At 46.1% G+C, this 14,934-nt stretch carries 13 protein-coding genes; 11 read left to right on the top strand and 2 right to left on the bottom strand.

What is annotated here, in order from left to right:
• The first annotated feature begins 61 nt into the window (after positions 1–61).
• Entirely contained in the window at positions 62–1,030 is a 969-nt protein-coding gene (locus tag ACIFSR_RS32345; RefSeq protein ID WP_430063280.1) for a phosphotransferase family protein, read from the top strand.
• Here the strand turns inward: ACIFSR_RS32345 and ACIFSR_RS32340 are convergent.
• Positions 1,023–1,334, bottom strand: a complete 312-nt coding sequence (locus ACIFSR_RS32340; RefSeq protein WP_339204974.1) for a hypothetical protein — start codon at positions 1,332–1,334, stop codon at positions 1,023–1,025. The genes ACIFSR_RS32345 and ACIFSR_RS32340 overlap by 8 nt on opposite strands.
• A gap of 169 nt (positions 1,335–1,503) precedes the next feature.
• On the opposite strand from ACIFSR_RS32340, the gene ACIFSR_RS32335 reads away from it, so the two are divergent.
• Genes ACIFSR_RS32335 through pruA form a run of 3 tightly spaced genes read left to right on the top strand, consistent with a single transcriptional unit; the run spans position 1,504 to position 5,231 of the window.
• Positions 1,504–2,715, top strand: a complete 1,212-nt coding sequence (locus ACIFSR_RS32335) for an ornithine--oxo-acid transaminase (RefSeq protein ID WP_430063278.1) — start codon at positions 1,504–1,506, stop codon at positions 2,713–2,715.
• A gap of 5 nt (positions 2,716–2,720) precedes the next feature.
• Positions 2,721–3,623 (top strand): arginase, encoded by a 903-nt coding sequence (gene rocF, locus ACIFSR_RS32330; RefSeq protein WP_339204972.1) that lies wholly within the window; start codon positions 2,721–2,723, stop codon positions 3,621–3,623.
• Positions 3,624–3,683: 60 nt separating this feature from the next.
• Positions 3,684–5,231: an L-glutamate gamma-semialdehyde dehydrogenase gene (pruA, locus tag ACIFSR_RS32325; protein WP_339204971.1), complete on the top strand. Its 1,548-nt coding sequence runs from the start codon at positions 3,684–3,686 to the stop codon at positions 5,229–5,231.
• Positions 5,232–5,234: 3 nt separating this feature from the next.
• Here pruA and ACIFSR_RS32320 read toward each other — a convergent pair whose 3' ends face one another.
• On the bottom strand, positions 5,235–6,587 hold the full coding sequence (locus ACIFSR_RS32320) for a PLP-dependent aminotransferase family protein (protein ID WP_430063275.1): 1,353 nt from the start codon (positions 6,585–6,587) through the stop codon (positions 5,235–5,237).
• Between the two features lie 117 nt (positions 6,588–6,704).
• Here ACIFSR_RS32320 and ACIFSR_RS32315 point away from each other — a divergent pair, with 117 nt between their 5' ends.
• From ACIFSR_RS32315 to abc-f, 7 genes are all read left to right on the top strand, one after another.
• Entirely contained in the window at positions 6,705–7,673 is a 969-nt protein-coding gene (locus ACIFSR_RS32315) for a DMT family transporter (RefSeq protein WP_430063273.1), read from the top strand.
• Positions 7,674–7,813: 140 nt separating this feature from the next.
• Positions 7,814–9,298 (top strand): amidase family protein, encoded by a 1,485-nt coding sequence (locus tag ACIFSR_RS32310; RefSeq protein ID WP_430063271.1) that lies wholly within the window; start codon positions 7,814–7,816, stop codon positions 9,296–9,298.
• A gap of 176 nt (positions 9,299–9,474) precedes the next feature.
• Complete coding sequence (locus ACIFSR_RS32305; protein ID WP_339204967.1) at positions 9,475–10,317, top strand: sugar nucleotide-binding protein; 843 nt, start codon at positions 9,475–9,477, stop codon at positions 10,315–10,317.
• 364 nt (positions 10,318–10,681) lie between these two features.
• Positions 10,682–11,308, top strand: a complete 627-nt coding sequence (locus ACIFSR_RS32300; protein WP_339204966.1) for a hypothetical protein — start codon at positions 10,682–10,684, stop codon at positions 11,306–11,308.
• A 121-nt stretch (positions 11,309–11,429) separates the two neighbouring features.
• A complete protein-coding gene (locus ACIFSR_RS32295; protein ID WP_430063312.1) occupies positions 11,430–12,554 on the top strand; it encodes an NAD(P)/FAD-dependent oxidoreductase in 1,125 nt (374 codons plus the stop codon).
• A gap of 57 nt (positions 12,555–12,611) precedes the next feature.
• Positions 12,612–12,971 (top strand): MmcQ/YjbR family DNA-binding protein, encoded by a 360-nt coding sequence (locus tag ACIFSR_RS32290; protein WP_339204965.1) that lies wholly within the window; start codon positions 12,612–12,614, stop codon positions 12,969–12,971.
• Positions 12,972–13,300: 329 nt separating this feature from the next.
• Positions 13,301–14,794 (top strand): ribosomal protection-like ABC-F family protein, encoded by a 1,494-nt coding sequence (gene abc-f / locus ACIFSR_RS32285; RefSeq protein WP_339204964.1) that lies wholly within the window; start codon positions 13,301–13,303, stop codon positions 14,792–14,794.
• Positions 14,795–14,934: the final 140 nt, after the last annotated feature.

Below are 14,934 nucleotides of genomic sequence, written 5' to 3'. Positions count from 1 at the left end.
GCTCTATTGCGCATAGCCTGCCGCAGCAGTTGCGAAATCCATGTATAGGGGATGAGAAACGATGGATAGCGGAATAAAGAGGAAGCTGTCAGAAAGTGAAATGACAGCGATTACATCGAAAGCTTTTGGACAAGCTGCCATTGCTGTTAAAGAACTTACGGATGGATGGGCGAACGCAGCCTATCAAGTCATGCTGGATGACGGGCGATTAATTATCGTGAAAGCGGCGCCGCTAGCGTCTGCGAAACTGATGAGCTATGAGCAAGGTTTGATGAAAGCAGAGGTTGAGGTGCTGCGATTGGTGAAGCAAATGGGCGTGATTCCAGTACCGGCTGTTTATGTCCATGATGCTTCGGAATCGATCGTAAACTGCGAGTATTTCATTATGGAGATGCTGGATGGCGAACCTTATAACAAAGTGAAGGATCGCCTGACCGATGAGCAGCGTAATCAGATCGATTATCAGCTAGGTATCTATAACCGTCAATTAAATGAAATTCACGGAGAGCGATTTGGCTTATATGCGGCTAACAATGAAGCGAATCGCACATGGAGAGAGGCTTTTCACAGCCTGTTGCTTGGCGTGCTTGCAGATGGCGAAAGTGAAGGTGTGCGGCTGACTGAGGAATACGATACGATTCGAAGCGAGGTTGCGCGTAGGCTTGGCGTGCTGGATGAAGTAACGGAACCGAGGCTCATTCATTGGGATTTATGGGACGGCAATGTTTTTATAAAAGACGGAGCGATTACAGGAATTATTGATTTTGAGCGTGCACTTTGGGGCGATCCACTAATGGAGCATTATTTTAGTCACTTCTGTAACACGGCTGCGTTCCTTGAAGGTTATGGAATAACGCAGCTGACTACGGCAGAACATGGGCGCAGAGCACTCTATGATCTTTATTTGGATCTTATTATTTGTATAGAGTGCTCATTCCGGCAGTATGAGGATGTTAATCATCTGCAATGGACACGCAATAATATGGAGCAGGGCTGGCAACGTTTTTTAGCCATGTCATCGATCAGCTGACATTGGCATAGATTAAAAAACCGAAAAGAGGCAGCACCCAAATGAGCGGTACCATTGCGATGGTAACCGCTATTTTCATTTTGTTGAACCGATAAAGCACCCAGCTTACAATAATGGACAAAATAAGAGCTACCGGATAAAGCCAAATCACAATGAATAAAAGCACAGGCCAGAATAGATTTTCTGAACCTGGCGAGTCGAACATCATAACAGACATTAACGCGACAAAAAGCCAAACGATCGTAAACAATCCAAACAAGATTTGGCTAATCAGCATTGTAAGAAAAACCTTTTTGTTTTTCATCACTCAATCCCCTTTCCCCCAAATATTATTAAAGCAAGCCTCGCGGATTTGTACAAGTGAAATTGTTACTTTAAGCCTATCCTCGGTTCCCTTTGTTATTTGTCGCCCCTTAACCGCATAAAATTCAAAAACAGCTATTTTTTGCGGTGCATGCAGAGAGGAGCAGGTGATGAACAGGGCAAATAAGGATATTGAGCTGGCAGAGCAATTTGGCGCCCATAATTATCATCCCCTGCCGATTGTGATTAGCAGCGCAGAGGGCGTATGGGTGCAGGATTCAGAAGGTGCGCGCTACATGGATATGTTGAGCGCTTATTCGGCATTGAATCAAGGGCATCGACATCCTCGGATCATTAGAGCGTTAAAGGAGCAGGCGGATAAGGTCACGATTACATCACGAGCTTTTCATAATGAGGCACTTGGTGCGTTTTGCGAGAAGCTGGCAGCCTATACCGGCAAGGAACGAATTCTTCCTATGAATACAGGGGCAGAGGCAGTTGAGACGGCGATCAAAGCTGTACGTCGCTGGGCTTACGGCGTCAAGCAAATACCGAATGATCAAGCTGAAATCATCGCTTTTGAGGGCAATTTCCATGGCAGAACGCTGACACTGACGTCTTTCTCCTCAACGGAGGAATATAAGCAAGGTTATGGCCCCTTTACACCTGGATTTCGTGTTGTTCCATATGGCGACCTGGAGGCAGTGAAGGCGGTGATGCAGCCGAATACCGCTGCGATATTGATTGAGCCGATTCAAGGCGAGGCGGGCATTCGGATTCCTCCGAATGGATTTCTTGCTGCTGTTGCTCAGCTATGTGCAGAACAGCAGGTGCTGCTTGTGGCAGATGAGATTCAAACCGGCTTCGGGCGTACAGGACGAAAATTCGCATGCGATTGGGAAAATGTCATTCCTGATATTTATATTATGGGGAAAGCGCTGGGTGGAGGGGTCATGCCTGTATCGGCTATCGCCGCGAACGGGAGCATTATGGATGTATTCGAGCCGGGCTCTCATGGTTCAACCTTTGGAGGAAATCCGCTTAGCTGCGCTGTTGCGATTGCAGCGCTTGAAGTAACCGAAGAGGAAGGGCTGGCGGACCGCTCACAGCTGTTGGGGCAGTATTTGATGAGCAAGCTTGCTACATTGCGCCATCCGGACATTGTTGAAATTAGAGGACGCGGATTGTTCATCGCCATTGTGCTTTCGACGCCTGCAAGGCCTTATTGCGAGAAGCTGATGGAGCTGGGACTGCTTTGCAAGGAAACGCATGAGCATGTCATTCGGTTGGCACCGCCGCTCATCATCACGGAAGAGGAGCTCGACTTTGCCTTCGAACAAATTCAAACGGTCTTCGCGAATAGCATACAGGCAGGAGCGTGACGGCGATGAGCATTCAACAGGTGGCAATCGTTGCTGTTCCTTTTGGGAAAGGGGCAGGGAATCCCGGTGCGGAGCTTGGTCCAGCGCATATATTGCAGGCGGCAGAGCTTAGCCGCAAGCTGGCGGAGCTTCACATCCCGCATCGGTTAGCGGGCGAGATTGGCTTAGTCACTCCAATACCGCCGCTTCAATCCGTAAATGCCAAACATTTGTCTGAGGTGCACGAAGTGACCAGCCGATTGTCTGAGCGCGTATCGGAGATCGTTGCGGCAAGGGAATTCCCGTTAGTGCTAGGCGGAGATCATAGCATTTCCATTGGGACGATTGCTGGCTTAGCCGAGCATTTTAAAAATCTTGGAGTCATTTGGTTTGATGCGCATTCGGATTTGAATTCGGAGGATACAAGTCCCTCGGGCAATATACATGGGATGTCGCTTGGCATCAGCCTTGGCAGAGGCATTCCTTTGTTAACGAATTTAAGAGGATTTTCGCCCAAAATAAAGCCAGAGCATGTCGCAATTGTCGGAGCCAGATCGCTTGATTCCGGCGAGAAGGCCTATATCCGATCTTTAGGCATCGCTTGTTATACCATGCATGATATTGATCGCCTTGGTATTGCTCGCGTGATGGAGAAGGTGATACAGCAGCTTAAGCAAACGACTGATGGCGTCCACGTCAGCTTTGACATTGATAGCCTTGATCCGGTTGAGGCACCAGGTACGGGCACGCCTGTCAGGGGCGGGCTCAGCTACCGTGAAGCGCATCTTGCACTTGAGCTTCTTTATCAATCGGATCTGGTCACATCAGCCGAAGTTGTGGAAGTTAACCCAAGCCTCGACCATAATGACCAGACGGCTAAACTTGCGGTGGAGCTAATTGGCTCGCTGCTCGGCGAACAGATTTTGTGAAGCAAGGGAAAGAGCCTCAAGCGACTAGCAAAGATTCGAATGAGCAGGAGGAACTGAGCTATGCGGGAGCCATATCAGAACGAACCATTTACCGATTTTTCGGTACTCGACCATATTAATGATTTTCAGGAGGCGCTGCGCAAAGTTGAACTGGAGCTGGGCCAAGAGTATTTTCTAAGGATTGGTGCCGACCGCATCGAGACGATTCAAAAGCGGAAATCAATCAATCCCTCTGATGTTGGGCAGCTTGTAGGAATCGTCTCACAGGCGGATTCCGAGCTTGCGCATAAAGCTATACTTGCCGCCGCAGAGGCTTTCGAGCATTGGAAAAAAGTGACGCCTTCTGCGAGGGCGAGAGTATTGTATAAAGCAGCGACGTTACTGCGAAGGCGTAAGCACGAGTTCTCTGCTTGGCTCGTTTATGAAGCGGGCAAGAGCTGGGCGGAGGCCGACGGAGATACAGCTGAAGCCATCGATTTTTTGGAGTATTATGGGCGGGAGATGGAACGGCTTGCAGAGCGTCAGCCTATTGTTGCTGTATCAGGCGAGGATAATGAGCTAGTCTATATCCCGCTTGGCGTTGGCGTTATTATTCCGCCATGGAATTTTCCGCTTGCGATTATGGCGGGCATGACCATGGCGGCGGTTGTTGCCGGCAATACGGTAGTATTAAAGCCGGCCAGCGCGACGGCTGTTATCGCGGCGAAATTTGTTGAGCTGCTGGAGGAGGCAGGGCTGCCTGACGGTGTTGTGAATTTCTTGCCCGGCGCGGGAAATGAGGTGGGTGATTTTTTGGTGGAGCATCCATTAACCCGCTTTATATGCTTTACGGGGTCAAGGGAGGTAGGCCTGCGTATTAACGAGAAAGCCTCTATCGGCCAGCCGGATCAGAAATGGTTGAAGCGCATCGTTGCAGAGATGGGCGGCAAGGATACGATTATTGTTGACGCGGAGGCGGATCTTGAGCTGGCGGCCGATGCGATTACAGCATCCGCTTTCGGTTATGCAGGACAGAAATGCTCGGCCTGCTCGCGTGCTGTTGTGCATGAACTCGTCTATGACGAGGTTATTGATAAGGTTGTTGAACGAACAAAACGGCTAAAGCTTGGGAAAGCAAGCGAGCAGTCTACTTACGTTGGACCGGTCATTGACGAGCGAGCCTACATGAGCATTTTAAAATATATCGAGGTCGGGCGCAGCGAAGGAATCATCGTGCATGGCGGCAAAATTGGAGATAGCAGCGGTTATTTCATTGAACCTACAATCATTAAGGATGTCGCTCCGCTTGCCCGCATCGCGCAAGAGGAAATATTCGGGCCGGTACTCGCGTTTATTAAAGCGGGAAGCTTTGACGAAGCGCTTGCTATCGCGAACAACACCGATTATGGGCTGACGGGTGCCGTCATCTCGCGGAACCGCAGCAAATTGGAGCAGGCCCGCGAGCAGTTTCATGTCGGCAATCTTTATTTTAACCGTAAGTGTACGGGGGCCTTAGTTGGCGTCCATCCTTTTGGCGGATTTAATATGTCAGGTACGGATTCGAAGGCGGGCGGGCGTGATTATTTGCTGCTCTTCACGCAGGCGAAGGTTGTATCAGAAAAATTCTAATCGTTACAGGCGAGCGGATTGGGCTATTAGGCTGCCGATCCGTTCAATGCCGCTCTCAATGTTCCCCTCAATCACATTGGTCACATTAAGCTTCAATAGATTTGCCCTCTGAAAAGTAGACAAGTAGTCGCGATCCATGGCATCAACCAGTACGTCCTCCTTGCGCAATTTGCTGATTAGGAGCGGGACAGAAATGGTTTCATGAAGCAAAATATGAGTATGAACGATCGGATATTTGGATCGCTCATAGGTGAAGGCACCTTTGCTGCGTGAAGCTTCCATCGCAAGCGCCGTATCGAGAAGCTTCGCCCTTGCCGAGTACTTCCCGCGGATTTTGGCGCGATGACGCTCGAACATGCCGCTGCGCAAATAGATTTCAAGAGCGGCTTGCGACAGCATGGAGCTGTCGATGTCGTCTTGTTTTTTGTATAGGCGAAACGCTTCTGCAAGTAAATCAGGGATGACCGCAATACCGATACGAAGGCCGGGAAATATAATTTTGGAATAGCTCTTTAAATAGATGACATGAGAGGAGTCGTCATAAGTGTAGATCGGATCGGCTTTGCTGTTCTGTTCGAAATCAGCTAGAAAGTCGTCTTCAACGATATATACATCGTATTTGGCGGCCAGCTTAGCGAGCAGCTGCTTCTCTTTCTTCGAATAGGAGCAGCCAAGCGGGTTGTGAAACCGCGGCATCGTATAAAAAAACTTAATGTCCTCTGTGCGAAAGATCTCCTCCAGCCTGTTGAAATCAATGCCGGAGAAACGACGCTCGATGCCGATTACGGGTACTTGCCGTGTTTGTAAATACTCTATAAACAAATGATAACCTGGCTGCTCAATCAGCACCTTCTGCTTGCCGCTCGGAAATGGCATAGATGCAAGCAGAGACAGCGCCTGTTGAACCCCGGAGACAACAAAGATATTGCGCTCTGGTGCAAACACCTGATAGCTCATCAATTGCTTGCGAACGATATCAATCAAGGAATCCATTCCTTTGGCGGTGCCATAAACAAATAAGTCCTTCTGGTAAGTGTCGATGGCTTTATTAATGCAATGCTGAAAATCCAAATAAGGAAACAATGCCGGATCGGGCGCCGATGCTGCAAAGTTGAGCAGGCGGGTTGCTTCATCTTGAGCGGCGTTCATCCCTTTTACAACAAAATAGCCGCTTCTTGGCATCGCATAAATGAGATGGCGTTTCTCCAGCTCATCCAAAGCTTTAATAATTGTGCTCTTGCTGCAACTGAATTGCCCTGCCAGCGCTCGAATGGAAGGGAGCTTCTGCCCATCCTTATAGGGCTGCGTTGCAATGAGCTCCTCCAGCTCATTCATGAGCTTTAAATAAAAGTACATTTTAACAGTGCCTCCTGCCATCTGTACCGATACAGATGGCTTTTTTGTATATTGTAGCATGTGCAGCTTTGGAGATACGATACCTATATAAAGCGAACAGTTACTAGGAGGTATACCATGATGTCAACACACAATGATTTGAAGTCGAAACGGCTTGCGTATACAGCGATTATTGTTTATTCCACAATTGTAGGGCTTTCTTTTCTTTTCGGAAAAATAGCCTTGACGGTTACAAGTCCGCTGGACAGTCTCGCCCACCGCTTCACCATATCTTTTATTGCGGCAACAATACCAGTCACATTCGGCTGGATCAAGCTGCAGCTTAAAGCGCGGGATATGCTAAGCATTCTTCCGCTAGCTGTCTTTTATCCGTCGATGTTTTTTGCTTTCCAAGCCTATGGATTACAGTTTACATCCTCCGCAGAAGCAGGCATTATTCATGCCACAGTGCCTATCTTCACGATGATTGCCGCAGCGTATTTCTTGAAGGAGCGGACGACTAAGGTGCAGAAGCTTTCGACCCTGCTCTCCGTTGCAGGGGTTATATTCATCTTTGTCATGAAGGGGACGTCAATCGATATTTCTAATGTTAAAGGCACCTTGCTCATACTTTTGTCAGCTCTTTCCTTGGCCGGCTATAGCGTACTAGCAAGGAGACTCTCTGGTCGCATGAAGGTAATGACGATGACGTATATGATGACGGCTATTGGCTTCCTTGTATTTAACTTTATCGCAATAAGCCAACATGTCGCCAAAGGAACGATTGCTCATTATTTTGAGCCATTTGCCAGTCCAGTGTTCCTCCTATCGATATTATATTTGGGCGTACTCTCTTCGCTCGTATCCAGCTTGCTCAGCAATTACGCCTTATCCAAGCTTGAAGCGTCTAAAGTGAGCGTATTTAATCATCTGGCTACGTTGGTCTCTGTTATCGGTGGATTTGTGTTTCTCGGCGAGAAGCTGGCATACTACCATTTCATTGGCGCTGCAGTTATCGTTGTTGGTGTGCTGGGCACGAACATGGGGGCATTCGGTAAAAGAAAGGGAACATCTACGATAAGTGTTTCTCAAAAGGTGGAACGATAACAGAAGGCAGCGATTCCATTGAGTCGTACAGCTGCTGCCGGAAAGCTTAGTTATACCCATTCTCTACGCTGACAGCTGCTCTAATAATGGATATGATTAGGTTTGTAGGTTATTAGAAGCGGCGTTAAGGGGATGATCAAGTGATCGAGAATAAGGATACATGGATTGTGGAAGCGGATATTACAAGCATGCAAGCAGCAATGGAAAAGGGATGGATAAGCTCAGAAGAGCTGGTCCAGTTATATATGGAGCGAATCAGCAAATATGATGGCGTTCTTCGATCTATTTTGGAAATGAATCCCGATGCCATTGAAATTGCCAAAGCTTTAGATAAAGAGCGACAAGAAAAAGGGAGTCGTGGCAGCCTGCACGGTATTCCGATTTTGCTCAAGGACAACATCGATACAAACGACAATATGCACACAAGCGCGGGATCAGTAGCTTTAGCGAATTCATATGCTGCGGAAGATTCCTTTGTTGCTTCGCAATTACGTGCCGCAGGTGCGGTTCTGCTAGGCAAAGCGAACATGACAGAATGGGCTAATTTCATGTCAGGCACGATGTGGGCGGGATACAGCTCAAGAGGAGGCCTTGTGCTTAACCCATACGGTCCGGGAGAGCTGTTCATTGGCGGTTCAAGCTCGGGATCAGGCGCTGCGGTTGCCGCCAACTTGGCAGCTGCTGCAATTGGAACGGAAACTTCGGGATCCATCATTAGCCCTGCAAGCCAAACGAGCTTAGTAGGAATTAAACCAACGATTGGGTTAGTAAGCCGAGCGGGCATTATACCGATTACAAACACTCAGGATACGGCAGGTCCGATGACTAGAACGGTAACGGATGCGGCTATTCTTCTTGGAGCATTGGCAGGCGCCGATGAGCGAGATGCGGTTACGGTAAATGGGGCAAAGCAAGCCCATTCCGACTATACGCCTTTCCTTGATGCTAGTTATTTAAAGCAAGCAAGAATCGGAATTCCGCGCTTTTATTATAAAGATTTGGACGAAGACAGGCTTGCGATCATGGAGTCGGCTATTGCGGTTTTGAAACAGGCTGGCGCGACGATTATCGATCCCGTTGAGCTGCCGTGTGAGAAGGTTGAATGGGATTGGCATGTGCTGCGATATGAATTCAAAAAATATATCAATGACTACCTCGGAAAGCTGAATGAATCGGTTCCGGTTCATTCCTTGAAGGAGCTAATTGCTTATAATGAAGAGCACGCAGACATTGCTTTAAAATATGGGCAGGATACGCTGCTTTCGGCGGAGGAAACGAGCGGAACGTTGACCGAACAGGAATATGTCGATAGTGTTTTGAGAAATAAAGAGCTGGCAGGCAAGCAGGGAATAGACTTCGCATTAGAGGAGCATCAACTGGATGCGTTGTTGTTCCTAGGCAATGATGATGGCGATGATCTTGCCGCAAGAGCGGGTTATCCGGTCATTACCGTGCCTGGCGGTTATGCGGAGAAGGGAATCATTGCCGAAGGCGGCTATACGACCAAGGGACCGCAAGGGGTCACCTTTATCGGTACAGCCTTCAGCGAGCCTACCTTAATTAAACTAGCATATGGCTTTGAGCAGGCGACCAAGCATCGTGTGTCTCCGTCAGCTTTTAATTGAATAGCTTGAAATAAGCAGGCGTAAACAACGGGTATAATCCGCTGGTTTACGTCTGTTTTTTTGGGAAGAAATAAGGAATAGAAACAAGTATGGCTTGTTATGTTTTAGTGACTGCGTATCTTTTATTAGTCATGGATCGTTTTCTAATAAAGGTGTTTTGGAGGAGTGTATTTATAATGCAAAAGGTACTTATTTTAGGTGCAAGCGGTCTTGTAGGAAGAGCATTAGTCGATGAAATGCAGCACGGTTTTGACCTGTATGGCACTTATTCTTCATCATTTACGAGTCTGCCTACTGATAAGCAGTACAAATTAGATGTTGAGCAAATGGCTGAAATGAAGGAAATCATCCATTCGATTAAACCCGATATTGTTATTTCTTGCTTAAGAGGAGAGTTTGATCAACAGCTGTTGTTCCATAAAGAATTGGCTATGGAATTAGCTAAGCATAATAGCCGACTGTATTTCTTTTCTACGACGAACGTATTTGATGGGGACTTTTCAAAGCCTCATTTTGAAACAGATCTACCTATTTCTGGCACCGATTATGGGAAATTCAAAATCGAATGTGAAAACATGCTTACAGAAATTTTGAATGAACGAGCGATCATTGTCAGAATACCCGCGATATGGGGGAAAGATTCTCCGAGATGGAACACGGTTAAAGATAGTATCGAAAATAATAAAGAGATAGAGGTTTACAGCAATCTCATGTTTAACAACCTTCTGGATGTTTTGCTCGCTAAACAGCTGCGCTTCATTATTGAAAAAGAGCTAAAAGGAATTTTTCATTTAGACGCAGTGGATACGCTGACTCAAGGACAATTTTATGAACAAATTTTAAATCAATTAGGAAGTGAAAAGAGTATATTGCGAGAACGATTATATGAGGATAATGATGCTGCATATTATTTTCAATTGCGTTCGAATCGCGATGACTTTGCTAGCGCTCCGCGGAGCACCAATGCTGAGATGATATCATATTTAGTGAGCGGTTATTTGGATAAAGAGCAGCAATAGTTTAAAAAGGATGGGGCGGCCGGCGGGCGGCTCTTTTTTTACTAAACAGCCCTGCGACAACAGGCTGATCCCGTAGCAAAAACAACAGGTAAAGCAATTCCTTTTTGAGAGGGAATTGCTTTTTTTGTTCGTGCTGTCGCTGTAAGTCCAAGACCGCCGATGGCGGTCTTTTCTTATGTTTGTTTTTATTTTAGTGGTAAGTGTGTGTCTAACTGAAAGATTAATTCAATAAGGATGTAAAACCAATATATGTTAAGATATTTATACAATATCATTTGGGAGTAACGATTTACCTTACAAAGTATTTAGAAGCTGATTTACTTCGTAAAAGATAAAGTTATGTGGACTGCTAAGGAGGGCAGATATGACTATAAAAGCGAGATACATTTTGCTTGCTGTATTAATAATTAGTGTGGCCATTTTAATTTTACAGCTGTCATCAAGACAAGAGAAATTTATTCACAAAACAGCAGTTAACGAAAAGATAGTTCAAACTAGAAGTTTTAGCGTGAGTTCTGATTCTACAGATTTGAATACATCAGCAAAAGGAACATTATTTATCAAGGGAGACAAAGGAATTCCGGAACATATACAGATTGTTGCTTCGATTTCAATCGACCCTAAAGACTGGGGTGGTGTTGCTTTCAATATTCCTGATAAATGGTATATTTCAAACATTACAAGCAGTTATCCTGAAAAAGAAACAAAATCCATACCTGCGGACTATATAACGACATTGACTACCGCGGATACAGAAAATAAATGGAGAGCAATAATTGAAGTTGGAAGAGGACGAGACGCCTATAAATCAACGGGAGACGGTACAGGAACGGTTGTGATTGACTTAGTTTCTGATAAAAAGGCAATACAAGAGTCAGATAAGTTCAGTATTTCGGTTGCGGTGGGCTCAGATGAAAAAGATGGTGTAAAGATTGTAGGACCTGATTATGTTGAAATACCTATATCGTTAACGGATATGTCAGATGATTAAAATTAGATAATAGACCATTGCACCTCATGAGAAACTTAAATTGCCGCGTCATACGCGGCTTTTTCTATTTGAGAGGGATCTCGTTATAATGAGAAGAGCGATTATAGAAAGAAGTGAAATCATCATGAAAATCATTGTCATTGGTGCAGGAATTGCTGGAGCATCAACCGCATACCATTTGGCTAAGCGGGGAGCAGATGTCCTCATTATCGATAGGAAAGATGAAGGACAGGCTACGGATGCAGCAGCTGGCATTATTTGTCCTTGGCTGTCGCAGCGGCGCAATAAGGCGTGGTATCGCCTTGCTAAGGCTGGAGCAAGTTATTACCCTGTTTTAATTGAAGAGCTGGAAAGTGAAGGGGAAACCGAAACCGGATATGCCAAGGTAGGCGCCCTCAGTATACATATGGATTCGGAGAAAATCGAGAAAATGGAAGCGAGAGCTTACAAGCGTTTAGAAGAAGCTCCAGAAATCGGTGAGATTACGCAGCTTGATGAACAACGGACCCGAGAGCTCTTCCCGCTGCTCGTCGAAGGATATTCTTCCGTTCATATTAGTGGAGCTGCTCGTGTGGACGGCCGTGCGCTGCGTGATGCTTTGCTTCGATCTGCACAGAGGAATGGGGCTGAGCTTATCTATGGGGATGCTAGGCTTGAATATCAATCCAACCGAATAACGGGTGTAACGGCCCAGGCAATTAGTTACCCGGCTGACATCGTGATCGTCTGTGCAGGGGCTTGGGCAGGGCAGCTGCTGCAACCGTTGGGCATTAATTTTAAAGTGAGTTATCAGAAAGCACAAATCATGCACTTGCAGGTTCCAGATGCCAAACAGAATACTGGCATCTGGCCGGTTGTTATGCCGCCTTCCGATCAATATTTGCTCGCCTTTGATCAGCAAAAAATCGTCATAGGAGCAACTCATGAAAATGATATTGAAGGTTATGATACGAGGATCACATCCGGTGGAATGCATGAAATTTTAAGCAAATGTCTTCCATTCGCACCTGATCTGGCAGATAGTACATTTCAGGAAGTAAGAGTAGGCTTTCGCCCTTTTACTGCCGATTTTCTTCCGGTTATAGGCGCCATTCCAGATTGGGAGGGACTGCTTGCGGTAAACGGTCTCGGGGCTTCCGGCTTGACGATGGGACCTTATATCGGAGATCAGTTGGCTAAGCTAGCACTAGGAATGGAATTGGATATCGATTTAACCGATTATGAAATTTGTAAAGCCATTAGCTGAGCTGTAGGATAAATTCATAATGAGTCATTTTAATATCGTAGAAGGAGAGCTGCTGTTTTGAAGAATAATATCATCGAATACTGTTTAACGAAGAACGGAGCGACTAAGGATTATCCCTTCGGATTCGAACCGTTGGTCATCAAAGTTGCAGGTAAAATATTCGCGTTTATTTTTGAGGACAAAGGGGAGCATCTTCGCTTAAACCTAAAATGTGATCCGGTAATTGCGGAAAACTTAAGGGAACAGCATGAGGCTGTTCGACCAGGATACCATATGAATAAAAAACATTGGAATACAATTACGATCGACGGTTCTTTGCCAGAGTCGGATGTTTTTGAAATGATTGATCATTCTTACGAGCTGGTTGTCAAAAGTCTTTCTAAGAGCCTTCGAGAATCTATTATCGAAAAGAACTAATTAGATATGGCTCAGAGCGTATGACGGGACTTCGCAGGTTGTAGTTAAATTAAGATTGTGATAAACTGTACCTAATTTTGATGACGGGAGTTGAACGAATACAATGTAGAACTTTCTTGCTGTGAGATCACGAAAAGAACGAACTCAGCGATCCGCTGTGGTTGGTTTATTTCGTCTCTGCAAGAAAGGTCTGCATTTCGTTTGCTCTCCCTATCCGGATAGTCATCCAGTCCCATAAAATGGGGCTGTATTTCCTCGTATGGATTAGAGACGCAAGAAAGCACCTTTCTTGCGTCTCTTTTTTATTTTCATACGAAAGGATGATCGCCATGCCCGCGATTCAAGTATCTAATCTCACTTTTGCCTATCCAGGCAGCTATGATCTCATATTCGAAAATGTTCATTTTCAAATCGATACAGACTGGAAGCTCGGGTTTACAGGGCGAAACGGTCGGGGAAAAACGACGTTCTTTAACCTGCTGCAGGGGAAATACGAATACAGCGGTACGATCTCCGCACCCGTTGCCTTTGATTATTTTCCGTTTCCCGTCGAGCATCCGGAGTATTTGACCGTCGACGTCATCGAAGAAATCGTGCCAGACTATGAGCGCTGGAAGCTGATGCGTGAACTGAATCTGCTTAAGGTTTCGGAAGATGTGTTGTACCGACCATTCGAAACGCTGTCCCAAGGCGAGCAAACGAAGGTACTGCTTGCCGTGCTGTTCATCCAGGACAATCGCTTTCTGCTCATCGACGAGCCAACCAATCATCTCGACTTGCATGCACGTAAACTCGTCGGTGATTATTTAAACACGAAGCGCGGTTTTATTCTTGTGTCACATGACCGCTCATTTCTCGACCGCTGTGTCGATCATATTTTATCGATCAACAAAACAAATATAGAAATTCAAAAAGGCAACTTCTCCAGCTGGTGGACGAACAAAACTCGCCAGGACACGTTCGAATTGGCACAAAACGAAAAGCTATATAAAGATATCGAGCGTTTATCAAGCTCTGTCAAACGCACAAGCGGCTGGTCCCACGAGATTGAAAAATCGAAAAACGGCACACGAAACTCCGGTTCCAAGCTGGATAAAGGATATGTCGGGCACAAAGCTGCTAAAATGATGAAACGCGCGAAATCCATTGAGCAGCGGCAAAACGCCGCTGTAGAAGAAAAATCGAAACTGCTTCGAAATATTGAACAGTCAGAAAGCCTTGTGATCTCTCAACTCGCGTATTCCAAATCGGAACTGGCTGTGCTGGATCACGTCTCGATTTATTACGGGGAAAAATCAGTTTGCGAGAACGTTAGTTTGACGATCGAACAAGGGGATAGGATCGCCATTTCGGGTCCAAACGGTTCGGGTAAGTCTAGTGTGCTCCACCTGCTAAACGGCGAGGCGCTTCACTATACGGGTACGTTTCGGATTGATCCTCAGCTGCGCGTTTCCTATGTATCCCAGAATACTTCTCATCTGCGAGGGTCACTTTCGGATTATGCAGCAGAGCACGGAATCGACGAAAGTTTATTTAAAAGCGTGCTGCGAAAGCTTGATTTCGCCCGTATCCAGTTTGAGAAGGATATGTCGGCGTTTAGCGGTGGACAGAAGAAAAAGGTTCTGATCGCGAGAAGTCTATGTGAAGAGGCTCATCTGCATATTTGGGACGAACCGCTGAACTTTGTTGACGTCATTTCCCGGATGCAGATTGAGGAGCTGCTGCATGAGTATGCACCGACCATTGTGTTCGTCGAACATGATCGTGAATTTCACGACCGTGTCGCCACAAAAACGATTGAACTGACGGGAAACTTTGACTAAAAATCGTATCATTTAAACGAAACAGCAGCCATAAGGCTGCTGTTTTTTTTTGTGTAATCAAAGGTCAGTTTTATTATTTGCCAGTTGCATGATTCGATATTAAAAATTGGGGCTGTGCAACACTGTTTGTCTGAGCTTAT

This window comes from Paenibacillus sp. NRS-1760, assembly GCF_050467785.1.
GTDB lineage: Bacteria > Bacillota > Bacilli > Paenibacillales > Paenibacillaceae > Pristimantibacillus.
Note: the sequence above shows the minus strand (reverse complement) of the source record. Positions and strands in the feature narration are given on the sequence as shown.

Coding starts and splice junctions, on each gene's coding strand:
- ACIFSR_RS32320 (WP_430063275.1), bottom strand. CDS start 6,587: ATGTACTTTTATTTAAAGCTCATGAATGAGCTGGAGGAGCTCATTGCA.
- pruA (WP_339204971.1), top strand. CDS start 3,684: ATGCGGGAGCCATATCAGAACGAACCATTTACCGATTTTTCGGTACTC.
- ACIFSR_RS32340 (WP_339204974.1), bottom strand. CDS start 1,334: ATGAAAAACAAAAAGGTTTTTCTTACAATGCTGATTAGCCAAATCTTG.
- ACIFSR_RS32300 (WP_339204966.1), top strand. CDS start 10,682: ATGACTATAAAAGCGAGATACATTTTGCTTGCTGTATTAATAATTAGT.
- ACIFSR_RS32345 (WP_430063280.1), top strand. CDS start 62: ATGGATAGCGGAATAAAGAGGAAGCTGTCAGAAAGTGAAATGACAGCG.
- ACIFSR_RS32335 (WP_430063278.1), top strand. CDS start 1,504: ATGAACAGGGCAAATAAGGATATTGAGCTGGCAGAGCAATTTGGCGCC.
- rocF (WP_339204972.1), top strand. CDS start 2,721: ATGAGCATTCAACAGGTGGCAATCGTTGCTGTTCCTTTTGGGAAAGGG.
- ACIFSR_RS32305 (WP_339204967.1), top strand. CDS start 9,475: ATGCAAAAGGTACTTATTTTAGGTGCAAGCGGTCTTGTAGGAAGAGCA.
- ACIFSR_RS32315 (WP_430063273.1), top strand. CDS start 6,705: ATGATGTCAACACACAATGATTTGAAGTCGAAACGGCTTGCGTATACA.
- abc-f (WP_339204964.1), top strand. CDS start 13,301: ATGCCCGCGATTCAAGTATCTAATCTCACTTTTGCCTATCCAGGCAGC.